Origin of the sequence: Rhizobium sp. BR 315 (assembly GCF_050577975.1) — a bacterium.
In the GTDB taxonomy this organism is placed as follows: domain Bacteria; phylum Pseudomonadota; class Alphaproteobacteria; order Rhizobiales; family Rhizobiaceae; genus Rhizobium; species Rhizobium miluonense.
The window spans coordinates 77,551-101,075 of sequence record NZ_JARWKZ010000016.1 but is presented as its reverse complement, the minus strand read 5'-3'; the positions used below and the strand labels follow the sequence as shown (position 1 = coordinate 101,075).

The following is a 23,525-nucleotide window of genomic DNA, read 5'->3' as shown; positions in this document are numbered from 1 at the left end:
TCACCGCCGGCGACAGCCGGAGTCGGCAACGACAAGACATGCCGTCGGCCCGAGCAAGCTTTTTCAGCCGGAGGATGCGGCGTTAAAAACCGCCAATTGAGCGGCAAAAGCACGTTGGTAGGCGGGCCGTGCTTCGCCGCGGGCCATGTAGGCCGAAAGGTTCGGATATTCGTCCACCATGCCCGACCTTTTCAATCTAAGCAGCACCGTAATCATGAGAAGATCACCAGCGCTGAATTCGCCATCGAGCCAGTCAGCATCGGCAAGGCGATCGGAAAGTTCACCCAGCCGTCTCCGGATTCTATCGTCGACAACGCGAAGGCGCTTTTCATACCAAGGCTCGTCGCGCTCAAGGATCGTGGCGATGGTGCGCTCGAAAATCGGCGGCTCGATCGTGTTGAGCGCGGCAAACATCCATGCGATCGCGCGCGCCCGGGCATTCGCATCCTCCGGCAGCAGACCTCGATGGCGCTCAGCGATGTAAAGCACGATCGCCCCCGACTCGAACAAAACCAGGTCGCCTTCTTCATAGGTCGGAATCTGCCCGAACGGTTGAAGCGCGAGATGCTCAGGTTCCTTCATCGCCTTGAACGAAACCAGGCGAACGTCATAAGGCTGGCCAGCTTCTTCGAGCGCCCAGCGAACGCGCATATCGCGCGCCAGCCCCCTGCCGCGATCCGGCGACCGTTCAAAGGCGGTAATAACGATAGACATGATGCCCTCCATAGCTTGTCTGCCTTGAAGACGACTGGCTAATCGAGATTCCGACACCCCAAGCTCGAGATAATCCCGGCAATCAGTTCAAATGCACCCAGAAGGATGCGCTTCTGCTGCTGTTGAGCGCTGGATTTTTGCGTGAAGCGCCGTCGTGCGGCCTGCCGGGATCGCGTCGGCACTGGCTGCCCGACTCCCTGGAGATCTGCCCTCAATCCTCGATGCGCCGCGCTTCCGAAATTAGCATGATCGGAATGCCATCGCGGATCGGATAGGCAAGGCGGGCCTTTTCCGAGATCAGCTCGTTCTTTTCGCGATCGTAGCTCAGCCGCCCCTTGGTGAGCGGGCAGACGAGCAGATCGAGCAGCTTCGGATCGACCTTGCTGACCGTGACATCCATGTCGACCTCCTATTGCAGGACCGAGCCGGTGTCGCCGGAGCCGGCGAGCACGATCTTGATGATGGCGATGAAGGTTTCGGCCCTCGTCTTCAGATCATGAGCCTCGAGAAGCGCCTGCTTCTCGGCGGGATCGAAGGGCGCCATCATCGACAGCGAATTGACCAGCATCATATTGTCGGCCCGCTCGACGCTTTCCCAATCCGCCTCCAGCTTGTTGGCCTCCAGATAGGCCCGGAAGGCCGAAAGCAGCGCGGGCCGGTCGACCGTGCCCTCCTCATGGTGCGACTTGAGGTCGGAGATGAAGGGCGTGATGCGGAATATGCGATAGGGCTGATGAGCGGTCACTTCGTCCATCAGCCGGATGCGGCAAATGCCCGTCAGCGCGACGATGTAACGTCCATCGCCGGTTTCGGACATGGAGGTGATACGGCCGAGACAGCCGACATGAGACAGATTTGGCGAGTCCGCCGGTTCTCCAAGCGCCGGCTGCACCATCGCGATCAGGCGGTTGCCCGTAATGGCGGCATCGACCATGGCGAGGTACCGCGGCTCGAAAATATTGAGCGGCAGTTGCGCACCGGGCAATAGCAGGGCGCCCGACAAGGGAAAGACGACCACGGTTTCAGGCAGATCGCTTGGCTTCAGGTATCTGGCATTACCCACTTGCATGTTTTCCATCCCGCTAGATCGCTGCGCCTCGCCGCCACGGGCGCGCAGGAACGACACACCGTCGCGGCTGTTGCCCATCTTACGCCGCGCAACCGACAATGTGGGCTCGTCTGGCGAAAACACAAGAGTATTTTGCGCCTGAGAGCCTATACGCCGCCATGATCGCCCGCCTTCCGGTGAACGATCTTGCACGACGCCAAGCGCTACGCTTCCTCGCTCAGGAAAACAGGATCGAGGAAAGCTTGCGCCGCGCCGCGATCGTAGCGGGGTCCTTCGGGCCCCATACCTCGAAGAATTCCAGCAACTGACGGCGCGCGCCGTCATCGTCGAAGCTGCGATCCTTGCGCATGACGGTCAGAAGATGATCGGCCGCCTCTTCCCGCTTGCCTTCGACATTGCGGATTTTAGCAAGCTTGATGCGCTGCTCGTGATTGTCGGGATTGGCGGCCAGTTCATGTTCGATCGCCATGGGATCGCCAAGCTTGCGGGCTTCGTCGATCTGGTCGAGCTTCTTGACCACGGCCTGAATGCCGGCGTCATTGGCGAGCGTTTCCGGCAGGTCGGCGAGCGCTTCGCGGGCGCGCTGGCTCTGGCCGGCGGCAATCATGCACTCCGCCATGCCGGCAAGCGCCTTGGCGTTTTCCGGGTCGGCCTGCAGCACCGCGCCGAAGAGCTCGGCGGCACCATTGATATCGCCGGCTGCCAGCAGGCCGCTCGCCTCTTCCGAAACGGCGGCGATCTCGGCTGCCTGATCGTCGGCGCCGCCTGCAGGACCGCCGAGGCGATCGATGAATTGGCGAACCTGGCTTTCGGGAACAGCACCCATGAAGCCGTCTGCCGGGCGGCCGTTGACGAAGGCGATAACAGCCGGGATCGACTGGATGCCGAGCTGGCCGGCGATGGACGGATGATCATCGATATTCATCTTGACCAGCTTGACCCGGCCTTGGGCTTCAGTGACGACCTTTTCCAGAACTGGCGTCAGCTGCTTGCACGGGCCGCACCAGGGCGCCCAGAAATCGACCAGCACCGGCTGCTTGCGCGATTCCTCGATGACGTCCTTGGGAAAGTTGGCGGTGGTCGTGTCCTTGATCGGCGAAGCGCCGGATGCCGCAGGCGCAGCACCAAAGGATGCCGAGGCCGACATCTGTCCGCCGAAGGAAGCGTTATAGGGATTGTTCGGACCGCTCATGAGTGTCTCCCGCCTGCCGGCATCCGTGATCTTTTGAAGAGCATGCTTCCCAAACGAATCGATCAAATCCGGATGGCCACACGCTCAATGAAGTCGTCGAAGCGATGGGACAATCCGAAGACACCCCGTTCGCAATAATCTCAGCGCTAAAATCGTACGTTAGCCCGTGACTTTCAAGACTTGCGGCGCATGACCCGTCGCCTCCATGAAGCGCAACAGGTCGGCGCTGGCAATCGACGTCGTCGCATCATTCGACAACGGGTGACAGTTGACGATATCATGCGCCATCAGGTCGGCATCGAGAATGAAGGTGACGTTCTTGCCGATATCGTTAATCGCACCGAACGCAGTGACCGAGCCTGGAATGACGCCGAGATATTCCATCAGCTTTTCCGGCTTGCCGAACGAGACTTTGCTGGCCGCGCCGATCAGGGTGTGCACCGTCTTCAGATCGACGCTCGCGTTTTCCTCGACGGTCAGCAGGAAGAAATTGTCCTTCTTGTCCTTCACGAACAGGTTCTTCGTGTGGCCGCCGGGAATCTCGTCGCGCAGCGACACCGATTCGGCAACGGTGAAGACCGGCGCGTGATCCTTGGTGCTATGGCTGATGCCGAGCCCATCAAGGAATTGGAAAAGATCGTCGCGTGTTTTCGGGCTGGTCTCTGTCATGGGATCTCGCAGTGCAAATAGTTCGCCCCTGATACGTCGCCCACAATTTCATTGCAATCTTTCAGACACGAAAGGCCGACGTTTCCGGGCTTTCCGCGAGCCCCGGAACGAAACCTGGAATTTTTCTTCGCGAACTCGTCATTTCCCTGTTGCATTTAAAAATCGGTTGGGCCATATAGCGCCCGTCGCCGCAAGACGACGCCCAGCGGTCCAACACACTACCCCGGATCGCGACGGGAATGAGCGGGTGTAGCTCAGGGGTAGAGCACAACCTTGCCAAGGTTGGGGTCGAGGGTTCGAATCCCTTCGCCCGCTCCAGTTTTCCTCAGAAATGAGTTTTGATGGGCAGGCCGGCAACGGCCTTCATCTTTTTCCGCAGCAGGCTGCAGCCGAAGTGCTACGTTGACGATGCTTATCGCGACACTCGACCATGACCGGCATTCCGCGAATCGGAGCGATCAGTTACAGTCGGAATTCTCCGGGTCTCAAATCAGTCTCAATTGACGTTCAGTGCTGCACAACAACCTGACGGACGGAACCCGGTATTGCTCGCATGAGAAGAAAGACGCCCCTGCTGATTGCGATGCTGTCGTTTTTGCCCGTGCCGGCGCTCGCCCATCCGCATATCTTCATCGATGCAAAATTCGAAGTCGTTGCGGCACCCGATGGCTCCATCAGCGAGCTGCGCAATGTCTGGAGCTTCGATGAGGTGTTTTCCTCGTCGGTTTTGATGGACTACGACAAGACCGGCAACCAGGCGCTGAATGCGAGCGAGCTTAAGGCTGTTGGCAAGACGGTCAAGGATTCGCTTGCACAGTATAACTACTATACGAACGTCACCAGTAACGGCAAAGCGGTGCCGATGGCCAAGCCCGATGCCATCCAGGCCGATTACAAGAACGGCTCGCTGATCCTCACCTTCTCGCTGAAGCCTGAGCAGAAAACCTTCCTCAAGGGCACCACGACCTTCGGGATTTACGACAAGACGCTCTATACCGCGGTCGATTTCGCGACCGACAGCGACATGACCAGTTCGGGAACTGCCCTGGGCCGCTGCAAGCGCAAAGTGATCAGGCCTAACCCCAAGGAAGTCATGGCGGAAAACCAGGCGGCGCTGACCAGCATGTTCTTCAGCGATCCGAAGGGCACGGACTATTCACTGCTGGTGGCAACGCGGCTGGAAGTTCAGTGCTAATCTAGCCCCACAGCCTGTCCGCGCTCTGACGCCCCCGTCACTCCGACGGCGAAGAATCGGCCCCTGCCGGGCTGTCAGTGCCTCGTGAGAGCGATATGAAGCGCCGGGCGAGGATCCAGCAGCCGAGCGCCCAGGTCGCTCCGGCGCACCAGCCGCCGAGCACATCGGTCGGATAATGTACGCCGAGATAGACGCGGCTCATGCCGATCAGCAGGGTCAGCAGAATACCGGTCGCGACGACGAAGATGCGTGTCGACCGATAGTGGCGCGTGCCGGAAATAAGGGCGGCCAGTGTCAGATAGGTAACTGCCGACACCATCGCATGGCCGCTTGGAAAACTCAGATCATTCACGTCGACCAGATGCGGCACGATATCTGGCCTCGGCCGCGCGACGCTGAGCTTCAGTAGAGAGCTCAGCGCCCATCCGCCGAGCACCGAGGCAAGCACGAAGATGGCGATCGCGCGCCGGCGGTCCAGCAGCAGGTAGATCGTCACCAGCACCGTCATCATCGCAAGCACGGTGGTCCCGCCGAGGCTTGTGATGTCCTTGACGGCATGGGTGAGCCACCCCGGCCCTATCGGAACGGACAGATCGCCCGGCTGGCGAAGCGCCAGCAATATGGCCTCGTCAAATCTCTTGGTGCTTCCTTCGAGAACCTCGCCCGTCAGGTAGACGAACAGGAAAACTCCACCCGAAAGGGCAGCAAACATGGAGAGCAGCAACGGCTCGTAACGGCTCAGCCGTGCCATAACGCCTGCGTTGCGAGATCCCTGATCCTTCATGCCTTCGCCTGTCTGCCTGGTCGCCGCTTCCACGAGCGGAAAGGATCCGCCGTCGCCCGGAGTTCCATCCGAAATGAGGACAATCGCTATCTAATGATAAAAACAGCGCAATCCAACCGCAACGAACGAACAATCGGCCTGTGCCGGATGCGAGGTTTCAGGTTCATGAAATGTTACGCCCTTATTCTCATCCGCACCCTTTGCGATCATTGACGGCAGCAGAGGTTCCATTCGTCGGGGACGGAGAACATTTCGATTGCCAGCAAGTGAACACGCCATCGTCCTCCGCCGTCACCGAGATCCGGAAGAAGCGTCTCCGCGGCCCGTGAAGCGCGCCGGACGCAGCAGCCGATCTTCCGCAACCGGCGCAACGCATTCCGGCCGTCAGCGAAGCGCGCGAACTGCATTTAAAATTTTCGCTATTTTCGGAACCTTGGGCTGTGATAAGACTGCCGCGAGGGCGATCAGGGATCGGGTATTGTCATAGTGTTAAGTGTTGGGACATCATTCGCTGCCCGGTTGATGGCAATGGCCGGAACGGGCCTGCTGGTAACATCCGCGATCATTGCGTTTCCCGCGTCATCCATGGCGCAGGGTTCTGCAAAATCCTCCTCCGAAACATCCAACACCTCCGACACCTGGGTCGTGACGCTCGGCGCCACCGTGGAGTATGGCCCGACTTACGAAGGATCGAAGCATTACAGCTTCGGCGTCTTGCCGTCCTTTGACCTCCATCGCCTTGGTGAAGCCCCGGAATACAGCGCCCCGGACGATAATTTCGACTATGGTCTCTTCAATATCGGCGGCCTCGAAATCGGGCCTGTGGTCGGTTTCAGGGACGATCGCCTGGACCTCGACAATTTGCGCCTGCAGAGCCAGCGCCGCGTGCATTGGAACCTTGATGCCGGCGGCTTCGCACAATATTGGCTGAAGGATAACCAGCTCCGGTTTCGCACGGAAGTACGTCAGTCCCTCTGGGGCGGCGACGGCCTTATCGCAGATCTCGCGCTTGATTGGTTCCAGCCGGTCGGAGACAAGTGGCTGCTGTCAGCCGGACCACGCCTGTCGCTGGCAAACACCACCTATATGCGCAGCAATTTCGGCATCTCGCCGAATAGCCCGGCGGTAAGAAGCGGCCGCGTCAGCGCCTTTGACGCCGACGGCGGCTTTAAATCCGTCGGCGTTACCGTGGCTGCGACCTATTCGATCTCGCCCGATTGGAGCGTGCAGGTCTACGGGAAATATAACCGCCTGATAGGCGCCGCCTCCGATAGCCCGGTCACCTCGCGGTTCGGCTCACCCAACCAGAACATTATCGGCTTTACTCTCAACCGAACCTTCAACATTAATTTTTGAGCCGTTGCGCGCCTCGTGATCGGCGATGTAGTTCCGCGTGAGCGGGATGATATCGTTGCGCTTGCTCATCTGGATCTGGAAGACGACGAGATCCTCATAGCGAAACGCCGCTTCCGCCGTCGACAGATAATATTCCCACATGCGGCAGAAGCGCTCGTCATAGAGCTGCGCGACCTGGTCCCAGCGCGCCACGAAGCGCTCGCGCCAGTTTTCGAGCGTCTTTGCATAATGCAGACGCAATACTTCGACGTCGGTGATCGCAAGCCCCGCCGCCTCGATTTCGGGAACGATTTCCGAAAGAGCCGGAATATAGCCGCCGGGGAAGATGTACTTGTCGAGCCACGGCGTCGTGAAGCCGGGCGTCGCAGAGCAACCGATGGTGTGAAGCACCATGATGCCGTCATCCTCGAGCAGCTCGGCGCATTTGCGGAAGAAGGTGCGGTAGGATGCGAGGCCGACATGTTCGAACATGCCGACCGAGACGATCCTGTCGAACCGGCCGGTCAGGCTGCGATAATCTCTGAGCGCAAATTGCACCTCTGCCGGCGTTCCCCCGACCTTTTCGGCAACGCGCTTCGTGGCATATTCATGCTGCTCCTCGGAGAGCGTTACACCGAGGACGTAGCCGCCGGGCGCATGCTCGGCCATGTGCAGCGCCAGCCCGCCCCAGCCGCAGCCGATGTCGAGAATGCTATTGTCGGGCTCGATCAGAAGCTTGGCGGCAAGATGCCGTTTCTTGGCTATCTGCGCGTCTTCCAACGACTGCTCGGCATGTTCGAAATAGGCGCAGGAATATTGCCGGTCCGGATCGAGGAAGAGTTCGTAGAGCCGGCCATCGAGATCATAATGGTGGGCGACATTGGCCTTCGAGCGGCCCGGCATGTTGCGGTGACGGAAAATCCGCAGCTTGGTTCTTGCACCGTCAATGATGCGCGCGATCAGCGGGTGGGTGCTGTTCTGCGCCTCCCGCAGCATCATCGCCACGAAATCATAAAGCGTGCCTTGCTCGACGATGAAGCGGCCGTCCATGTAGAGTTCGCCGAGCAGCCTGTCAGCATCGATCAGAAGCGCCCATTCGGCCCGGTTATCGGTGAAGCGGACATGAACGGGCTCGCCGGTGCCGTCGCCGAATGTCAGGACGCGACCGCTTGCCGTCGTCACCGTCAGCGCCCCACGCGTGACGATGGACGACAGCGCGCGCTTCACACACCAGTCCACGAGGCTGGAGAAAGCAGCAGGAGATGCGCCCTTGGGGCGATTTTCAGCTTGTAAGTTAGGCATTATCTATCCTTGCCGGTACCCGTGCGCAGTTCTTTGCGCTGCCCCACGTCCAAATCGCGGCGATCCCCCGCCTCGGCCTTGGTCTCAGTCTCAACCTTGGCCGCAGTCTCGACTTTGGTTCCCGTCTCGACATTGGCGCCCGCGATAAGCCAGACACCTGTCAGGATCAGTCCGCTGCCGATTATCTGCAGGGCAACGACCCGCTCGTCGAAGATGAACCAGCCTGTCGCGATGATCAGCACATAGCTGATGCCCGAAAGCGGAAAGGCGCGGCTGAGATCGAGTTCGGCCAGCACGTTCATCCAGATGAAGAAGGTGACGATTTCGACGGCGATGGCAGCCAATATCCAATAGGAAGAGAGCGCCTGCCAGAGCCAGACTTCGGGGCTTTGGCTGTGCATTTGCTCGGCGCCGAGCTTGATGAAAAACTGGAATAGCGTGTTCAGCACTGGCACGGCGAGCCAGGAAAGGCGCATCGGCATCACGCTTCCCCCTCGTCCGTCGAGAACAGCGGCGATACCAGCCTGAGCAGCCCCTGAAGTATGGGGTTGCGATGGCGGAAGAACATCGCATTGGCGGTCAGCTTGCTGCCGAGGCGTACCTTGTTTTCATAATATGCCTGGCCACTCTGGTAGCGGCGGATGCCGTGATCCAGGCAATAGCGCAGATTGGTGAACCAGCTAAGGAAGTAAAGGTTGTAGGGTCGTCCTTTTTCGCCGTCCATGCAGAAGAATTTGTCGATAGCGACGCGGTCGTCATGCACGATCAGATTGGCGGCGAGCAACGTATCTTCGACGAAATAGAAGGCGCAGTAGGAACGCCCTTCCATGCGGGTAAGAACGCCCTGGAAATATTCAGGGGTCAGCTCCTCGAATTGCCAATCGCTGCGGTTGCGCGTGTCGTGATAGAGCGCCATCACCTGCGGCAGGAACTCGCCAAAATCGGTCCTGATCTCGACCCTGACCTGCTCGAAGGACTTCAACTTGCGGCGCATGTCCTTGCGGGTGCCGGAGGAGAGCTTGGCGAGATATTCGTCGATCGTCTTGAAATCGACGTCGAGCCAGGCTGTCGGCAAACCGCCGATCGAAGCATAACCACGAGCGGAAAGCGCAGTGCCGAACTCCGCCGAGGTCGGTTCGGGAATGTCCTTGAGCCCGACCAGCGCGCAGCGCTGGGTCGCGGCATACTTTTCGAAGAAGGACAGAAGCTCTGTAAACAGCACGCTGCGGCGTTCCACCGGAACGTCAGGGTGGAAGCCGACCGCCCCGGTCTCGGTGCAGGGCGATCCGAGGCAGGCAAGGCGCAGCTTCAGGAAATTCGGGAAGAGCCGCTGTACGCGGCGTACGGACTGGCGCAGGAAGCCTTCTTCCAGCGTCGTATCAAGCGCATAAAGGCACAGGAAGGCCGGCATGGCAGCGCTGACGCGCCCATCCTCGACGACGGTGACATAGCGCCATTCGAAACCTGCGATCCCCGCTTCCTCGATGGCAAGCAGGCAATCATAGTCTTCGGCCTGGCCTTGGAAACACGCGTTCCAGGCATCGCGGCCGATCGCACGGATGCTGGGATGAACTTCCGTCATCGGATTGCCAGCTGGTTTGGGCACAAGTTTAAGCAGCGGCTGCGACATGACGCGCCTCGAAGAAATCCGCGGTAAAATCGGCCACCTGACGGTGCTGCCGGTCGACATGGATCATATGATAACTGTCCTTGATCCATTTCAGCTCATGAGGACTGCCGATATGCTCTGAAATGTAGCGTGCGTGTTTCGGGCTGGCGAGATCGTCGTCCTCGGCATGCAGGATCAGCGTCGGCGTCTGCATCTTCGGCAGAACGCCCTTTAAAGCCTTGCCAAGCCGATGCATCTCGACCAGGCCCTTGCCTGGGAATTTTTCCAGAACGCCCTCGCTTGCCATGCCCTCGATCAGGCGACGCATCCGCTCGTCCTTGATCCCGAGCGAGTTCGTCTCGCTGAAATTCAGGCGATCGAGGAACGGAACGCGCGACAGCCAGCCGATCTGGGAAGAAAGCAGCGGATAATAGAAGGGAACGTCCCAGCCGTCATATTTGAAGCAAGGCGAATAGATGGCCGCAGCGCCGATGGTGCCAGGCTGCTGCTCGGCGGCCAGCATCGCCAGCTTGCCGCCAACGCAGATGCCGGCAGCGAAGACATCTTGGGTCCTTGTCGCCAGCAGAGCCGATGCCTCAACGACACTTTCGAGCCAATCCTGCCAGCGGGTGCGGCGCAACGTCTTTACGTCAACGCCATGACCAGCCAGCAGCGGCGCATAAATGCTATAGCCCCTGCGATTGAGATGACGGGCAACCAGCTTCATTTCAGCCGGTGCACCCGTCAACCCATGCACGAGAAGTATGCCTTTTCCATTTGAGCCCTCCATGAAGAAGCTCAATGCATCAGCTTTCATGAGAGAGCTCCGACTGCCTATTCTCCTTGGCCATGAAGCCAAGCGCGTGGCAGGTGCTGATGACATGCGTTCCGGCTTTTTCCTGCTCTTCCTTGATCTGATCGTGAAGAGCAGGCAGCTTCGTCCAGTGCGTGCGCGGGCGATAGTGATGCTCGGCGTGATAGCCGTTGCCGAACCAGAGCCAGTTGTAGAACGACTTGTGGCTGGAAACGCCCCAGGCGATCGGCTCGTCCGGATCGCCGTTCAGATGCTCGTAATAGCCGTTGAGCGACGACAGGCAATTGCCGAGATAATAGAAGGGCACGAAGAACAGCACGGCCTTCCAATCATAAAGAAGCGCTGCAGCTGCAAGGCCCAGGAAGAAGAAGAGTTCGAACCGGCCCCAGGCCGCATCGAAGGGACGGTTGCGCGCGATGGCCTTGTGGATATCGCCGAGACTGTCGCGGAAGAAGCTCAGGAACGTATAAGACCAAACGTTTTCCGGCTTGCCGTCGTGACCGTGGCGATAGATCGACAAAAGATCGACGGTATCGCCCTTTTCGTCCGGCCGGTCGCTGTTGCCGGAGTGATGGCGCATATGCACCCAGTGATAATAGGTCTGCGAAAAGCCGATCGCGACGGATTCCAGCAGGCTGAAGCCATAATTCATCCACCGCGGCTTGAAATAGGGCGTGTGAATGAAATTGTGCGAAATGCTGTTGATGTTCCAGGAGATCGATACGGCATATAGGCAGCCGAGGACGACCGAAAGCCACAGGGGGCGGCTTTCGAAGCCGACGATCAGATAGACGTCGAAAGCGAGATGCGCGACGGCAGCCAGGACCGGCGCCACATCCCATCTGGTGTGCGCAAATATTTTCATAATCCGGTAACTCCCACGCAAGCCACGCCGGCGGTGACGAAAAACACGCCCGTCGCGTGACGCAAGTTGATATGTTCTTTAAAAATGACGGCACCAGCGAACACGATGACGACGTAGCTCAGTGCCATGAGGGGAAAGGCGATGGTGAGAGGAACACTCTCCAGAACGGCAGTCCAGCCAAATAGCTCAACAGCCCAGAAGATGATACCCAGCCAGGTCACGGGCTTACCCATCGCGGCAACCAGCGTATGCGCGCTCGCAGATTGCTTGAAGCAAACTTCGCGAGCCGTTTCCGCCAGCACGCAGAAGAGTATGAGCCCAAGCATGGGAAGGGTCAGGCTGCCGGTCATTCCATATACTCCGCCAGAACCTCCAGCAGCGCGTGATTGGCCGCACTGTTGATGTTTCTGGTCTTTTCAGGCCCCTGCCGGACGCGAGGCTGATCGATGAAAATCTCAGCTCGCTTCATGAATTGGGTCCGCAGGCCGCCAGCATAACTCGGAACAGAATAATCGCCTATGACATCAGCGCCTATGATGCGGTGACGACTGCCGATTTCGCTGATCAGAGCCAAAAGATAGGGCAGCCGCATGCGGCCCTGATCCCAATTCGTCACGGCGTCGTCTGCGGCCAGCACGTCCTTGTCGATCGTCACATACACGGCTTCGGTGCGAATGCGGCTGAGCATCCGGTCGATGAAGTTCTCTTCGCCGATCTCCGAGATCGACTTCCAGTGCAAGGCTCCCCTTTCCTGCCGATAGCTGGCGCCATTGCCGTAATCGGCAAGAACGCGGCTCGGCGGGTGCTCGTAGGGGTAAAGCTCCAGCTTGCCTTCGCCGAGCCAGTGCAGGTTCGCACCCTTGCGCTCGGGACTGCGAAGATCATGGCTGCAGACACCGATCGTGATGACCTTCTGGATATTGGAGTTGGCAAGCGCGCTGTTGACCCAGGAGCCGCAATGCATGCCGCCGTCGAAGTTGACCCAGTCCGGATGGTTGTCGAAATGGATGAGAGTCGCGGGACCGGGTTGCCGCTCCAGCGCACCGTCGAGAAGCAGCGCTGTAATATGATGAAAGTCGCCGGACCCCATGAAGCAGAGTTGCGAGTCCTTGCCGGTTGCAGGCGTATTCTTGACGATTTCGCGGCCGAGATCGGCAAGGGCGCTCTGTTTACCCCAAAGCCGGACCTCCCGCCCCGCGTCCTTGTCGAAATACTGGTGCGCGCCTGCAAATTCGCAGGCGCGCACGAAGTCCGGCTGCAACTCCAATGCGTCATCGAGATGAAGAAGCAGGAGTTGCACCGTCTTATCTCCGGGCAGCGCGCGTCAGAAGCTGATCGAGCAGTGCGAGCGCAAGGTCGATCTCTTCGCGGGTGATGAGCAGGTTCGGCGCGAAGGTGATGACGTTCTTGTGGTAGCCACCGACGTCGAGCACGAGACCGTAGGTCTTGGAACCGACCTGAAGGTCGCCCTTCATGCCTTCGTCGCACATCCAGTCCATCGTCGCCTTGCACGGCGTGTAGCTGTCTTCCTTGCAGATTTCCATGCGCAGCGCGAGACCAAGACCATCGACTTCGCCGACGATGGCGTGGCGCTTCTGCAGCTGCTTCAGCCCGTCGAGGAAATGCGCGCCTTTCTCCATGATCGCAGCGCCGAAATCTTCCTCTTCCAGCATCTTCATCGTTTCGAGCGCAACGGCAGTGCCCATCGGGTTGCTGGCGAAGGTCGAATGCGTGGAGCCGGGCGGGAAGATGGTCGGGTTGATCAGCTCTTCACGAGCCCAGACGCCGGAAAGCGGGTTCAGGCCGTTGGTGATCGCCTTGCCGAAGATCAGCGCATCCGGCGAAACGCCGAAATGCTCGATCGACCAGAGCTTGCCGGTACGGTAGACGCCCATCTGGATTTCGTCGACGACGAGCAGAATGCCGTGATCGTCCAGCACCTTCTTCAGTTCAACGAAGAAGTTCATCGGCGGAATAACGTAGCCGCCGGTGCCTTGGATCGGCTCGATGTAGAAGGCAGCATATTCGGACTTACCGGCCTTCGGATCCCAGACGCCGTTATATTCGCTCTCGAACAGGCGCGCGAACTTCTGGACGCAATAATGACCGTATTCTTCCTTCGACATGCCCTTCGGGCCACGGAAGTAATAGGGGAACTCGACGAACTGCGCGCGGTCGCCGAAGTGGCCGTAGCGGCGGCGGTAGCGATAGCTCGAGGTGATTGCCGAAGCGCCGAGCGTGCGGCCGTGATAACCGCCTTCGAAGGCGAACATCAGGCTCTTGCCGCCGGTGTAATTGCGCACGAGCTTGAGCGAATCCTCAACGGCCTGCGAGCCGCCGACGTTGAAGTGGACGCGGCCCTTGTAGCCGAACTTGCTCTCGGCATCCCGGGCGATCATCGCTGCAAGCTCGACCTTCTCGCGGTGCAGATATTGCGAGGCGACCTGCGGCAACACGTCGAGCTGGCGATGAGCGGCAGCATTCAGACGCTCGTTGCGATAGCCGAAATTGACGGCGGAATACCACATCTGCAGATCGAGGAACGGCGTTCCCGTGCGATCATAGACAAAGGAGCCTTCGCATCCTTCGAAGAATTTCGGCTTGTCGGTATAGTGAACCGTATCGCCATGGGAGCAATAGGCTTCTTCAAGAGCGCGCAATTCTTCTTCGGAGCGGACGGACGTCTCAGTCCGGCCACTGAAGGCTTCGGCTACATTCGTTTTCATTCTATGCCTCTCGGTCTAGTTCACGCTGTCTTGAAATGCGGCAGCGCACGGGAGCGTCGCTCGACGCTCGGGAGAACGGCTTCCATCTTTGGAAGCAGATCAGAAAAGTCTTCGAAACCGACATAAGGAATGCCGTGTTCCTCGCAGTAATCGACAAGCTTGGCCTTCGCGAAAACGAGGTCGACCTTGTCGGAAACGCAGAAATCGCTTCGCCCGTCGCCGATATAGACCTGCAGGTCATTGCTATCGACAACACGGCACTTGCACACGCCGGCACCGGACACGCAGCCGGTTGCCTGGAACGGCGGAAACAGCGAATAGGACTCGCGGCCCTGGGAAACGCTGCAGGTGAGCACGTTGGCCACGATCGGCAGGCTGTTGATACCATGACGCGCCAGAATGCGGCGGATGAAATAATCCACACCGTCGCTGACGACGGTCACGGGCAATTCACCGCTGCGGCAATAAGACAGGAAGCCCTCGAAACCCGGATCGATCGACACAGTGTCGAGAAACTGGTCGAGCTCCGCTCTGCTTGCCTCGATAAGAGCGATCTGCCGGCGCATACATTCGCCGGAGCCGATCAGCCCCTGCTTCCAGAGCTGCTCAATATCTTCCCACTCGGAGCCGGCGAAACGAGTCAACACCATATCCGTCGCGTCTTCGATGGAGATCGTTCCATCAAAATCGCAAAACACCTGCATAACATGCCCTTTCGCCTGATCCCCAGCTGCCTCTAACAACCTCGGATGAGCCGTGCATGAGGGGAAAATGAAGCGAAAATGAAAAAACGCTGTGAAGTTGATTTTCAGCTAGCCAGCAATCTCAGGTCTACTTGAAGACCCTTGCTCCACCGTGGCGTCGAGAGTTTCACCGTAGCGGACAGGCGGTCAGCTGTATCGGCTACAATGGCAAGGCCGAGTCCGGCGCCTTCGGTATGAAGCGTGTTGAGCCTGTAGAACCGCTGGAATACCGCTTCCCGCTCGTGCGGAGGTATCCCCGGCCCGCTGTCACTGATCGAAATCTGGCCGACGCCCTCTTCGGAAGAAATCGAAACCCTGATCTCCCCGCCGACGGGCGTATATTTGATGGCATTGTCCAGAAGATTATTGATCATCATGCGCACCAGCGATTCATCGGTCTGGACCTGAACTGTCTGGTCGCCTTCCAGCACGATATCGAGTTCACGATTGGTGATGATGTTTCCGAATTCGGCAAGCACCGACGCCACCAGATGGAAAAGCGTCACCGGTGTTGGATTGAGCGGGTGATGGCTCACCCTTGCCAGCTGCAGCAGCTGCTCAATCAGATGGGTGGCTTGGTTGTTGCTGGCAACGAGGTCGGCGATGATCGCCTGCCGTTCATGCTCGTTGTCGCTGTTTCCGAGCAGCTGCAGCAGCAGTTTCACGCTGGCCTGCGGCGTGCGCAGCTGATGCGCGGCCAGATCCGAAAAACGCCGCTCGAGCGTTAGCGACCGCGCAAGCTTCTCCAGCAGCTGATTGATCGAACGGCCGAGCGGCAGGAGGTCACGCGGCAAGCTTTCGACCGGAATGGCCGAGAGATCGTCTGGCGAGCGAGTGCGGATCTGCCGCACCAACCCATGAATCGTGCGCAGGCCGCTATTAATGCCGAGCCAGATCAGAAAGCCGATGACCGGCACGAGTATCAGCAGCGGAAAGAACAGATTGAGCAGAATGTTGGAAACGAGCGTTTCGCGAAGCTCTATCTTTTCCCCAAGCTCTATCACGATGGTCGAGTTCGGTATCGGCAGCGAATAGATGCGCCAATCCTCCCCACCATAGGTCAGGGTCGTGAACCCCACCTTCTGCTGCGGTACATCGGAAAGGAAAGCCGTGCTGCTGTAGAAGCGGATACTGCCGTCGACCCAGGCGCGAAACATATGCGCATCGGCATAATCGTCGGCGTCTTCATTGAAGGCCAGCTGATTGTCCATGTTGAAGTCGATGTCGTCGATCTGCTTTGCGGCATGCCCGGGCGTCTTCTCCAGGGGGCGGCGCAGCAGGCTCCAGATGACATTGGCGTCGTCGATCAGCTGAGCATCGTAGATATTGTTGATCTCGCGCGTCGCACTGTTGAAGGCGAAGGCGCCGATCACGACGATCGTCACCACCACGACCGGCGCAATGCGGAGAAACAGCTTACGGGTGAGCGTGGAATTGTTCATCGCTCGATCATATACCCGACGCCGCGGATCGATTTGATAAAATCGGTGCCGAGCTTCTTTCTGAGATTGTAGATGGTCACTTCGATCGTGTTGCTCTCGACCGTATTTTCGGCGTCATAGAGCGCGTATTCGATATCGTTCTTCGTGACGTAGCGGCCGCTGCGCTCCATCAGGAGCTTCAGAAGATGGAACTCCTTGGCCGTCGTATGCACCGGCGCGCTGCCCTTGCGCGCGACCATGGCGGAGGGATCGACCTCCACCTCGCCGCAACGAATGACGCTTTCGGTGCGGCCATCCCGCCGGCGGATGAGCGCGCGCAGGCGCGCCAGCAATTCGTCGAGATCGAACGGCTTGACCAAATAATCGTCGGCGCCCTCATCGAGACCCTCGACCTTCTGGCGCACGGAATCAAGCGCCGTCAGCAACAGGATCGGTACGGAATTGCCACGCTGGCGGACGCGTCGCAAGACCTCCATGCCGCTGAGCCGCGGCAGATTGATATCGAGGATGACGGCCGCGAAATGCGAATGCTCGGCAGCTTCGAGGCCGGATTCGCCGTCGCGCATCCAGTCGACGCCATAGGCATGCTTCTCCAGGGCCTTTTTTAGTGACGATCCGAGGATATTGTCGTCTTCAACAAGCAAAACGCGCACGATCGACCCCATTCAGTCGAAAATTCTATAGTTGAGGCGGCCGCATTTGGAGCGGCCTTGTGGCAAAGCTATGACGGATCAATTCCGCATGGCAAGAGCGCCGTCTCCAGGATCGCGAAGTATAGCGGGCCGAGACCTGCGTTCCGCAGCCCAAGACTGTTAGCGCAGCCGTCGCATGGACGCCTCCAACACGCCGAAGATCCGGGTGTCGGTGGATTGCGCAACATTGAAGCGCATGAAGCTGCCGGCATTTTCAGCTACGCTGAAGACATTGCCCGGCGCAAGGATGATGCCTTCGGCAAGGCAGGCGCGGGCGACATCGGCGGCATTCACACCCTCGGGCAGCCGGCACCAGAGAAACATGCCGGCTTGCGGCTTGAGCCAGGGAATGATGCCGATGGCTTCCAGCCGTGCTGCCACCTCGCTCATGGTCTTGGCGAGCCGAGCGCGCAGAGCCTCGACATGCTTACGATAGCTGCCGTCCTTCAATGAGAGATAGACGAGTTCCGCCGACAATTGCCCGCAACTGAAGCTGCTGGCAACCTTCAGATCGACGAGCCCGTCGATCCAGTCCCGCCTCGCCGCAATGAAACCGCAGCGCACCGAGGCCGAAAGCGTCTTTGAAAAGCTGCCGATATGGATCACCCGATCAAGCCCGTCATAGGCGGCAAGCCGAGGCGCCGGGACATCCTCGAAATCGGCGAAAATATCGTCTTCGATGATGATCAGACCGGAAGCGTCGGCCAGCTTCAGCAGACGATGCGCCGTCACCGGCGAAAGCGCTGCGCCCGTAGGATTGTGAATGGCAGAATTGGTGATGTAGAGGCGCGGCCGATGCTGTTCCAGGGCCTGGCCGAACAGCTCGACATCCGGCCCGGTCGGCGTAAACGGCACGGTGACGACATTGGCCCGGTGCGCACGCAGCAGCGCATGGAAATTGAAATAGCACGGGTCGTCCACCAGCACGGTATCGCCGGGTTCGAGCAGGAAGCGGCAGAGCAGATCGATCGCCTGCGTGCCGGACTCCGTCAACAATATCTGGTCCGGCGGCACGGTGATGCCATGGTCGCCCAAACGCCTGGCGAGCAGCTGCCGCAGCGGCGGCAAGCCGAGCGGCGTTCCGTAATTGGCCAGGGCCCCCATATCCCCCCGCGCCAGCGTCCGCATCGCCCGACGCAGTGCTGCCTGCGGGAACCAGGACGGCGGAAGCCAGCCGCAGCCGGGCTTCAATACATCATCACTCACCTCGAGCGATTGCCTGGAGATCCATAGCGGATCGACATTGCGATCCGATTTCGCTCCGGTCTCGGACAGCGACAACGGCGGCAACGGACCGCACACGTAAAATCCCGAGCCAGGCCGGGAGCGGATCACGCCCTCGGCGGCAAGCCGCTCATAGGCCTCGACCACAGTGGAGACCGATACCTGCATCGTCCTGGCAAAGCTGCGCACGGATGGCAGCCGCGCGCCAGGCATCAGGCTGCGGGTGGCGATGCGATCGGAGATCGCCGCCATCACCCCTTCGATACGCGTGCCGCCAACGGCATTCGTCACCGACAGATCATCCATCCGTACTGCACCTCTCACCATAACAGTTCGTAGAAATTGTACTGCACTGTCTCTGGCTTGGCCAGACAAACTCTCCGATACCGCGAAAGCCAGAAGGAGCATCCGCAATGGACAAGACGACGACAGGATGGATCTACGGACTGACCGGGGTGGTGATTTTCAGCGGATCGCTGCCGGCAACGCGGGTGGCCGTCATGGATTTCGATCCGCTGTTCCTGACCGTCGCCCGCGCCGTGATCGCCGGCCTACTGGGCCTCAGCCTGCTGCTCGCCTTTCGCGAAAAGCGCCCAGCCCGCGGTGATATCGTTTCATTGGCGATCGTCGCGCTCGGCTGCGTCATCGGTTTTCCGTTGCTGACGGCGCTGGCGCTGAAACACGTCACCTCGGCCCATTCGATCGTCTTCATCGGCTTGCTGCCGCTTGCGACTGCGATCTTTGGCGTATTGCGCGGCGGCGAACGGCCTCACCCCGCCTTCTGGATATTCTCCGCCATCGGCAGCGCGCTCGTCAGCGGCTACGCGCTAGCGCAGGGCGTATCGGCCTCGCCGGTCGGCGATCTGCTGATGCTGGCAGCCGTTCTCATCTGCGGGCTTGGCTATGCTGAAGGAGCCGTGCTGTCGCGCCGTCTCGGTGGATGGCAGGTCATTTGCTGGGCGCTGGTTCTGTCCCTGCCTGTCACCATTGCGCTCTGCGTCGTCACCATGCCGCACACGATCGACGGCATCGGCGGGCCGGCCTGGATCGGCCTCACCTATGTTTCGCTTTTCAGCATGCTGATCGGCTTCGTCTTCTGGTATCGCGGGCTCGCGCAAGGCGGCATCGCAGCCGTCGGCCAATTGCAATTCCTGCAGCCCTTCTTCGGCTTTGCGCTTGCGGCTACACTGCTCAAGGAAAGCGTCAGCTGGTCCATGCTCGTCGTAACAATCGCCGTCGTCGGCTGCGTCGCCGGCGCCAGGAAGTTCGCGCGTTGAGGCATCGAGCCGTTAAAAACCTTGCCGCTTGACCTTCTAAACTGATCGGTCTATAAGATACCAATCAGTCTATAAGGAGTACATCATGCCGAGCCCTCTTGTCCCGCCATTCACCCGCGAAACTGCGATCGCCAAAGTCCGCATGGCCGAAGATGGCTGGAACAGCCGCGATCCGGAGCGCGTTTCCAAGGTCTATACAGAAGACAGCCAATGGCGGAATCGCGCCGAATTCCCGCGCGGTCGCAAGGAAATCGTCGAGTTCCTGACCCGCAAATGGGCAAGGGAACTCGACTATCGGCTGATCAAAGAGCTTTGGGCATTTGACGGCAATCGCATCGCCGTGCGCTTTGCCTATGAATGGCGCGACGATAGCGGCCATTGGTTCCGCTCCTACGGCAACGAAAACTGGGAATTCGACGCCGACGGCCTGATGCAGCGCCGTTTCGCCTCCATCAACGACATGCCGATCAAGCAAGAAGACCGGAAATTCCACTGGCCGCTCGGCCGACGGCCTGACGATCACCCCGGCCTGTCGGAACTCGGCCTCTGAGATGGCGCGCACCGTCTTCGAAAAACCCGATGCCATCGCCCTTGTTGCCGAAGTCTTTCGCGAACTCGGCTACGAGGGAGCATCGATGAGCCATATCACTGCCCGCACGAAACTGTCCAAGGGCAGCCTCTATCACTTCTTTCCCGGCGGCAAGGAGGAGATGGCGGCGGAGATCATGGCCAATATCGACACCTGGTTCGTGATGGAGATGTTCAGGCCGCTCGAAGAGGGTGAACCCCGTGCCGCCATTGCCCGCATGTGGGAGACGACCGACAGCTATTTCCGTTCCGGCCGCCGCATCTGCCTGATCGGCGCCTTTGCGCTGGACGAAACGCGTGATCGTTTTTCTGCCGCCATCCAGGGTTATTTCTATCGCTGGATCGAGGCGCTCGCCGGCGCCTTGGTCAAAGCCGGCCTGCCCGGCGCGGAAGCAAAAACGCTCGCCGAGGAAGCCGTTGTCGGCATCCAGGGTGCGTTGACGCTTGCCAGGGCACTTGGAGACGACACGATTTTCGGCAGGACCCTGACGAGACTGAAAGAGAGGCTGGAATCCGCGCTCGCATAGCGCTGCCCGACCAGCGCGAATCAGCGCATCTCACATGGGCAAACCGATCCGGGATCGATGATTCGCCTTCCCTGAAGGAGGCAAAAGACCGCTGGAGACTACATTGCCGACAATGGGAATTGGCTGTGAACGGTGCATAAGGCCCTGATCTTAAACAATCCTCCATAAATATATGGCAATATTAACCATGTTTGATTTGCAACTATCCAAGCTCCTGTGTTCAGCAGGAAGCAGGGGCGGAGGAGACGGATAGACGATGCTGCAGCAGGTAAACGAGACCGACGACGCGCTGATCGATCGCTTGCAGCGGTCCGCGTTCGAATATTTCATGCTCCACACCAATCCGGAAAACGGACTGGTGGCGGATACTTCCATCAAGACGAGCCATTGCAGCATTGCCGCAGTTGGCTTCGCGCTATCGAGCTATCCGGTCGCCGTCGAACGCGGATGGATCAGCCGCGCCGATGCGGCCAAACGCGTCCTGACCGCGCTCGATTTCTTCGCCGATAGCCAGCAGGGCGAGGAGCGCGGCGCCACCGGCCATCGCGGCTTCTACTATCACTTCCTCTACATGGAGAGCGGCAACCGCGCCTGGAACAGCGAGCTTTCGACCATCGATACCGGTCTGCTGCTGATGGGCGTGCTGACGGCTGCCGCCTATTTCAACGGCTCCAGCCAGACCGAGCGCGATATCCGCAAGCAGGCGAAACTCCTCTACGAACGCTGCGATTGGCATTGGGCCCTGAACAAGGGGCCGACGATCAGCATGGGCTGGAAGCCGGCCAGCGGTTTCCTACGCTGGCGTTACCAGGGCTATGACGAGGCGGTCTTCCTCTATGTTCTGGCGCTCGGATCTCCCACGCATGCGATCCCGCCGGCAAGCTACGACGCCTTTGCCTCGACATACACCTGGATGATGTTCAAGGATGCGCCCTTTCTCTATGCCGGGCCGCTGTTCATCCACCTCTTCTCGCATGCCTGGATCGATTTCCGCGGCATCCGCGACAAGCATGTAGCCGATAAGGATATCGACTATTTCAGCAATACGCAGACGGCGATCGCCGTCCAGCGCGACTATACGGAACGCAATCCCAATCATTTCGTCGGTTACGGGAAGGATGTCTGGGGTCTCTCCGCCTGCGACGGCCCGAACCCGACGGGAACCAAGCATAGCCAGCGATACAGCCCGAAAGTCTTGGGCTATGCTGCCCGCGGCGCACCGCTCGGACCCGATGACGGCACGATCGCGCCCTGGGGGCCGCTCTCCTGCCTGCCCTTCGACCGCCAAGCCGCGCTCGACGGCACGAAGGCACTGCTTTCCAACTATCCCAACCTGCTGCTCGATGGCCGTTTCCCTGGCGGCTTCAATCCGAGCGTCAAGGGTTCAGGCCCCGAAGGCTGGGTGGATGACCGTTCGGTCGCCCTCGATCAGGGCCTGCTGGTCATGATGATCGAAAATGCCCGCACCGGCATGATCTGGAACCTGATGCGTCAGTCACCGATCCTTCGCAGCGGCCTGGAGCGCGCCGGCTTTACCGGCGGGTGGCTGGACGAAAAACCGGCAATCGCGTGATTTGTAGATTGCCGGTCAATTCTGGGTGTTCGTGCCTGGCCCCTCACCCTAACCCTCTCCCCGCAAGCGGGGCGAGGGGCCGCGTGTGAAAGAGCGGCAAAAACACGCTCACCCGACCATCACCTTCAACGCCTCAAAGCCCCTTGATCGCCTCGAGCACCTCGTCTTCGACTGCGATGCCTTCCGTCAGAGCAAGACGCCGCGAAGTCTGCCCGCGCCGGCCGGGCAGGCGAACGTTCGGATCCCGAGTAATCTCGCTCGCGAGCAGGGTAAGCCGCCGCGCCGTATCGACAGCACTCATCGCAGCCGGATTGATGGCGATGATCGTATGGCCGAGCGCCGGCGGTAGGCCCCTATCGTCGAAGAGCGACGAAGCCTCGAAGGCATAGTTGGCGCCGGTGAGGCCGGCCGCCAGAATTTCCACCATCAGCGCCAGCGCCGCACCCTTCGAATCGCCGGCGGGGACCATCGTGCCCTCAAGCGCTTCCTCGGCGCTGGTGGTCGGCTTCCCCTCGCGATCGAAGGCCCAATCGGCCGGGATGGGAGCCCCTTGCTGCCGCGCCGCCATCACCTTGCCGCGCGCCACTTTGGAAAGCGCCAGATCGATCACGATCGGATCGTCATTGGGAAGCGGCGCGGCAAAGGCAATCGGATTGGTGCCAAAGACCGGCGTCTTGCCGCCCCAGGGCGCCATCGCCGCCGGCGCGTTGGCGACCATCAGCGCCACCAATCCCTGATCCGCAAAGCGCTCCACCGTCAGCCCCATGACGCCCGCATGGTGCGAGCGGCTGATGGCGGCAAGCGCAATCCCTTGCTCGCGGGCAATAGCGGGAAGCTCCGCAACAGCAAGATCGAGCGCAGGATAGGCGTAACCATTGCCGGCATCGATGCGCAGCACGGCCGGAAAGGGCCGGCTCGTCTGCGGCTTGGCGAAACCATCGGTCTTGCCGACCTTGGCCTGTCCGGCATAGGCGGGAACGCGGCGCAAGCCGTGGCCACCCTGCCCGGCGGCCTCTGCCGCCACAAGAGCCACCGCCACCGAGCGGGCATTCTCAGCGCTGACCTTGCTTCGCTGCAGCGCCTCCTCGACCAGCGTTTCAGCTTCGGCGAGCGACAGGTGCATGAGGCTAGACCTTAAAAATGAGGAGGGTAAAGGCTTTCTACGCTTTCAACTTCCTCATCGCA

25 protein-coding genes and 1 tRNA gene are annotated in these 23,525 nt (G+C 59.8%); 7 read left to right on the top strand and 19 right to left on the bottom strand.

What is annotated here, in order from left to right; genetic code table 11:
- Positions 1 to 63: 63 nt before the first annotated feature.
- The 5 genes from QD409_RS17575 to QD409_RS17555 all read right to left on the bottom strand — a co-directional run bounded on the left by QD409_RS17575 (position 64) and on the right by QD409_RS17555 (position 3,644).
- Entirely contained in the window at positions 64 to 714 is a 651-nt protein-coding gene (locus tag QD409_RS17575) for a glutathione S-transferase family protein (protein WP_430763231.1), read from the bottom strand.
- 211 nt (positions 715 to 925) lie between these two features.
- A complete protein-coding gene (locus QD409_RS17570) occupies positions 926 to 1,114 on the bottom strand; it encodes a Trm112 family protein (RefSeq protein WP_037154712.1) in 189 nt (62 codons plus the stop codon).
- A 9-nt stretch (positions 1,115 to 1,123) separates the two neighbouring features.
- The gene (locus QD409_RS17565; RefSeq protein ID WP_092856073.1) at positions 1,124 to 1,783 is read right to left on the bottom strand and encodes an LON peptidase substrate-binding domain-containing protein; all 660 of its coding nucleotides are present in this window, start codon (positions 1,781 to 1,783) and stop codon (positions 1,124 to 1,126) included.
- A 217-nt stretch (positions 1,784 to 2,000) separates the two neighbouring features.
- A complete protein-coding gene (trxA, locus tag QD409_RS17560; RefSeq protein WP_430763230.1) occupies positions 2,001 to 2,975 on the bottom strand; it encodes a thioredoxin in 975 nt (324 codons plus the stop codon).
- A gap of 159 nt (positions 2,976 to 3,134) precedes the next feature.
- Positions 3,135 to 3,644, bottom strand: a complete 510-nt coding sequence (locus QD409_RS17555) for a prolyl-tRNA synthetase associated domain-containing protein (RefSeq protein WP_092856045.1) — start codon at positions 3,642 to 3,644, stop codon at positions 3,135 to 3,137.
- A gap of 243 nt (positions 3,645 to 3,887) precedes the next feature.
- On the opposite strand from QD409_RS17555, the gene QD409_RS17550 reads away from it, so the two are divergent.
- Together QD409_RS17550 and QD409_RS17545 are read left to right on the top strand one after the other, a co-directional pair.
- Positions 3,888 to 3,962: transfer RNA gene (locus QD409_RS17550), tRNA-Gly, on the top strand.
- A 235-nt stretch (positions 3,963 to 4,197) separates the two neighbouring features.
- Positions 4,198 to 4,839 carry a DUF1007 family protein gene (locus QD409_RS17545; protein ID WP_430763229.1) on the top strand — a complete coding sequence of 214 codons (642 nt, stop codon included), beginning with the start codon at positions 4,198 to 4,200 and terminating at the stop codon, positions 4,837 to 4,839.
- Positions 4,840 to 4,876: 37 nt separating this feature from the next.
- Here the strand turns inward: QD409_RS17545 and QD409_RS17540 are convergent, their stop codons facing one another.
- Positions 4,877 to 5,623 (bottom strand): phosphatase PAP2 family protein, encoded by a 747-nt coding sequence (locus QD409_RS17540; protein ID WP_430763228.1) that lies wholly within the window; start codon positions 5,621 to 5,623, stop codon positions 4,877 to 4,879.
- Positions 5,624 to 6,151: 528 nt separating this feature from the next.
- On the opposite strand from QD409_RS17540, the gene QD409_RS17535 reads away from it, so the two are divergent.
- The gene (locus QD409_RS17535) at positions 6,152 to 6,979 is read left to right on the top strand and encodes a MipA/OmpV family protein (RefSeq protein WP_430763227.1); all 828 of its coding nucleotides are present in this window, start codon (positions 6,152 to 6,154) and stop codon (positions 6,977 to 6,979) included.
- Here QD409_RS17535 and QD409_RS17530 read toward each other — a convergent pair.
- The 12 genes from QD409_RS17530 to QD409_RS17475 all read right to left on the bottom strand — a co-directional run bounded on the left by QD409_RS17530 (position 6,920) and on the right by QD409_RS17475 (position 18,681).
- Positions 6,920 to 8,260: a class I SAM-dependent methyltransferase gene (locus QD409_RS17530; protein WP_430763226.1), complete on the bottom strand. Its 1,341-nt coding sequence runs from the start codon at positions 8,258 to 8,260 to the stop codon at positions 6,920 to 6,922. The genes QD409_RS17535 and QD409_RS17530 overlap by 60 nt on opposite strands.
- Positions 8,260 to 8,742 (bottom strand): EamA family transporter, encoded by a 483-nt coding sequence (locus QD409_RS17525; protein ID WP_430763225.1) that lies wholly within the window; start codon positions 8,740 to 8,742, stop codon positions 8,260 to 8,262. Before QD409_RS17525 ends, QD409_RS17530 begins: the two co-directional genes overlap by 1 nt.
- Positions 8,742 to 9,890 carry a GNAT family N-acetyltransferase gene (locus QD409_RS17520; RefSeq protein ID WP_430763224.1) on the bottom strand — a complete coding sequence of 383 codons (1,149 nt, stop codon included), beginning with the start codon at positions 9,888 to 9,890 and terminating at the stop codon, positions 8,742 to 8,744. The genes QD409_RS17525 and QD409_RS17520 overlap by 1 nt, the downstream gene beginning before the upstream one ends.
- Positions 9,871 to 10,686: an alpha/beta hydrolase gene (locus QD409_RS17515; protein WP_092855482.1), complete on the bottom strand. Its 816-nt coding sequence runs from the start codon at positions 10,684 to 10,686 to the stop codon at positions 9,871 to 9,873. Before QD409_RS17515 ends, QD409_RS17520 begins: the two co-directional genes overlap by 20 nt.
- Positions 10,676 to 11,548: a fatty acid desaturase family protein gene (locus QD409_RS17510; RefSeq protein WP_092855484.1), complete on the bottom strand. Its 873-nt coding sequence runs from the start codon at positions 11,546 to 11,548 to the stop codon at positions 10,676 to 10,678. The genes QD409_RS17515 and QD409_RS17510 overlap by 11 nt, the downstream gene beginning before the upstream one ends.
- A complete protein-coding gene (locus QD409_RS17505) occupies positions 11,545 to 11,898 on the bottom strand; it encodes a hypothetical protein (RefSeq protein ID WP_004125789.1) in 354 nt (117 codons plus the stop codon). Before QD409_RS17505 ends, QD409_RS17510 begins: the two co-directional genes overlap by 4 nt.
- On the bottom strand, positions 11,895 to 12,848 hold the full coding sequence (locus QD409_RS17500; RefSeq protein WP_092855486.1) for an arginase family protein: 954 nt from the start codon (positions 12,846 to 12,848) through the stop codon (positions 11,895 to 11,897). Before QD409_RS17500 ends, QD409_RS17505 begins: the two co-directional genes overlap by 4 nt.
- A 4-nt stretch (positions 12,849 to 12,852) precedes the next feature.
- Positions 12,853 to 14,274: an aspartate aminotransferase family protein gene (locus QD409_RS17495; RefSeq protein WP_430763223.1), complete on the bottom strand. Its 1,422-nt coding sequence runs from the start codon at positions 14,272 to 14,274 to the stop codon at positions 12,853 to 12,855.
- 20 nt (positions 14,275 to 14,294) lie between these two features.
- Complete coding sequence (locus tag QD409_RS17490; RefSeq protein WP_092855490.1) at positions 14,295 to 14,978, bottom strand: MtnX-like HAD-IB family phosphatase; 684 nt, start codon at positions 14,976 to 14,978, stop codon at positions 14,295 to 14,297.
- A gap of 104 nt (positions 14,979 to 15,082) precedes the next feature.
- Positions 15,083 to 16,459 carry a sensor histidine kinase gene (locus QD409_RS17485; RefSeq protein WP_430763222.1) on the bottom strand — a complete coding sequence of 459 codons (1,377 nt, stop codon included), beginning with the start codon at positions 16,457 to 16,459 and terminating at the stop codon, positions 15,083 to 15,085.
- Complete coding sequence (locus tag QD409_RS17480; RefSeq protein ID WP_430763221.1) at positions 16,456 to 17,112, bottom strand: response regulator; 657 nt, start codon at positions 17,110 to 17,112, stop codon at positions 16,456 to 16,458. The genes QD409_RS17485 and QD409_RS17480 overlap by 4 nt, the downstream gene beginning before the upstream one ends.
- Before the next feature lie 159 nt (positions 17,113 to 17,271).
- A complete protein-coding gene (locus QD409_RS17475; protein WP_430763220.1) occupies positions 17,272 to 18,681 on the bottom strand; it encodes a PLP-dependent aminotransferase family protein in 1,410 nt (469 codons plus the stop codon).
- A 107-nt stretch (positions 18,682 to 18,788) separates the two neighbouring features.
- Here QD409_RS17475 and QD409_RS17470 point away from each other — a divergent pair, with 107 nt between their 5' ends.
- The 4 genes from QD409_RS17470 to QD409_RS17455 all read left to right on the top strand — a co-directional run bounded on the left by QD409_RS17470 (position 18,789) and on the right by QD409_RS17455 (position 22,340).
- Positions 18,789 to 19,652 (top strand): DMT family transporter, encoded by an 864-nt coding sequence (locus tag QD409_RS17470; RefSeq protein ID WP_430763219.1) that lies wholly within the window; start codon positions 18,789 to 18,791, stop codon positions 19,650 to 19,652.
- A gap of 85 nt (positions 19,653 to 19,737) precedes the next feature.
- Positions 19,738 to 20,202: a DUF1348 family protein gene (locus tag QD409_RS17465; protein ID WP_092855498.1), complete on the top strand. Its 465-nt coding sequence runs from the start codon at positions 19,738 to 19,740 to the stop codon at positions 20,200 to 20,202.
- Position 20,203: 1 nt separating this feature from the next.
- Complete coding sequence (locus tag QD409_RS17460) at positions 20,204 to 20,767, top strand: TetR/AcrR family transcriptional regulator (RefSeq protein ID WP_092855500.1); 564 nt, start codon at positions 20,204 to 20,206, stop codon at positions 20,765 to 20,767.
- A gap of 256 nt (positions 20,768 to 21,023) precedes the next feature.
- Complete coding sequence (locus QD409_RS17455) at positions 21,024 to 22,340, top strand: glucoamylase family protein (protein WP_092855502.1); 1,317 nt, start codon at positions 21,024 to 21,026, stop codon at positions 22,338 to 22,340.
- Positions 22,341 to 22,473: 133 nt separating this feature from the next.
- Here QD409_RS17455 and QD409_RS17450 read toward each other — a convergent pair whose 3' ends face one another.
- Positions 22,474 to 23,463 carry an Ldh family oxidoreductase gene (locus QD409_RS17450; protein WP_092855504.1) on the bottom strand — a complete coding sequence of 330 codons (990 nt, stop codon included), beginning with the start codon at positions 23,461 to 23,463 and terminating at the stop codon, positions 22,474 to 22,476.
- Positions 23,464 to 23,525 lie beyond the last annotated feature (62 nt).

Coding starts and splice junctions, on each gene's coding strand:
- QD409_RS17520 (WP_430763224.1), bottom strand. CDS start 9,890: ATGTCGCAGCCGCTGCTTAAACTTGTGCCCAAACCAGCTGGCAATCCG.
- QD409_RS17555 (WP_092856045.1), bottom strand. CDS start 3,644: ATGACAGAGACCAGCCCGAAAACACGCGACGATCTTTTCCAATTCCTT.
- QD409_RS17540 (WP_430763228.1), bottom strand. CDS start 5,623: ATGAAGGATCAGGGATCTCGCAACGCAGGCGTTATGGCACGGCTGAGC.
- QD409_RS17475 (WP_430763220.1), bottom strand. CDS start 18,681: ATGGATGATCTGTCGGTGACGAATGCCGTTGGCGGCACGCGTATCGAA.
- QD409_RS17565 (WP_092856073.1), bottom strand. CDS start 1,783: ATGCAAGTGGGTAATGCCAGATACCTGAAGCCAAGCGATCTGCCTGAA.
- QD409_RS17545 (WP_430763229.1), top strand. CDS start 4,198: ATGAGAAGAAAGACGCCCCTGCTGATTGCGATGCTGTCGTTTTTGCCC.
- QD409_RS17460 (WP_092855500.1), top strand. CDS start 20,204: ATGGCGCGCACCGTCTTCGAAAAACCCGATGCCATCGCCCTTGTTGCC.
- QD409_RS17535 (WP_430763227.1), top strand. CDS start 6,152: ATGGCCGGAACGGGCCTGCTGGTAACATCCGCGATCATTGCGTTTCCC.
- QD409_RS17450 (WP_092855504.1), bottom strand. CDS start 23,463: ATGCACCTGTCGCTCGCCGAAGCTGAAACGCTGGTCGAGGAGGCGCTG.
- QD409_RS17505 (WP_004125789.1), bottom strand. CDS start 11,898: ATGACCGGCAGCCTGACCCTTCCCATGCTTGGGCTCATACTCTTCTGC.
- QD409_RS17495 (WP_430763223.1), bottom strand. CDS start 14,274: ATGAAAACGAATGTAGCCGAAGCCTTCAGTGGCCGGACTGAGACGTCC.
- trxA (WP_430763230.1), bottom strand. CDS start 2,975: ATGAGCGGTCCGAACAATCCCTATAACGCTTCCTTCGGCGGACAGATG.
- QD409_RS17515 (WP_092855482.1), bottom strand. CDS start 10,686: ATGAAAGCTGATGCATTGAGCTTCTTCATGGAGGGCTCAAATGGAAAA.
- QD409_RS17470 (WP_430763219.1), top strand. CDS start 18,789: ATGGACAAGACGACGACAGGATGGATCTACGGACTGACCGGGGTGGTG.
- QD409_RS17465 (WP_092855498.1), top strand. CDS start 19,738: ATGCCGAGCCCTCTTGTCCCGCCATTCACCCGCGAAACTGCGATCGCC.
- QD409_RS17570 (WP_037154712.1), bottom strand. CDS start 1,114: ATGGATGTCACGGTCAGCAAGGTCGATCCGAAGCTGCTCGATCTGCTC.
- QD409_RS17455 (WP_092855502.1), top strand. CDS start 21,024: ATGCTGCAGCAGGTAAACGAGACCGACGACGCGCTGATCGATCGCTTG.
- QD409_RS17510 (WP_092855484.1), bottom strand. CDS start 11,548: ATGAAAATATTTGCGCACACCAGATGGGATGTGGCGCCGGTCCTGGCT.
- QD409_RS17490 (WP_092855490.1), bottom strand. CDS start 14,978: ATGCAGGTGTTTTGCGATTTTGATGGAACGATCTCCATCGAAGACGCG.
- QD409_RS17575 (WP_430763231.1), bottom strand. CDS start 714: ATGTCTATCGTTATTACCGCCTTTGAACGGTCGCCGGATCGCGGCAGG.
- QD409_RS17530 (WP_430763226.1), bottom strand. CDS start 8,260: ATGCCTAACTTACAAGCTGAAAATCGCCCCAAGGGCGCATCTCCTGCT.
- QD409_RS17525 (WP_430763225.1), bottom strand. CDS start 8,742: ATGCCGATGCGCCTTTCCTGGCTCGCCGTGCCAGTGCTGAACACGCTA.
- QD409_RS17485 (WP_430763222.1), bottom strand. CDS start 16,459: ATGAACAATTCCACGCTCACCCGTAAGCTGTTTCTCCGCATTGCGCCG.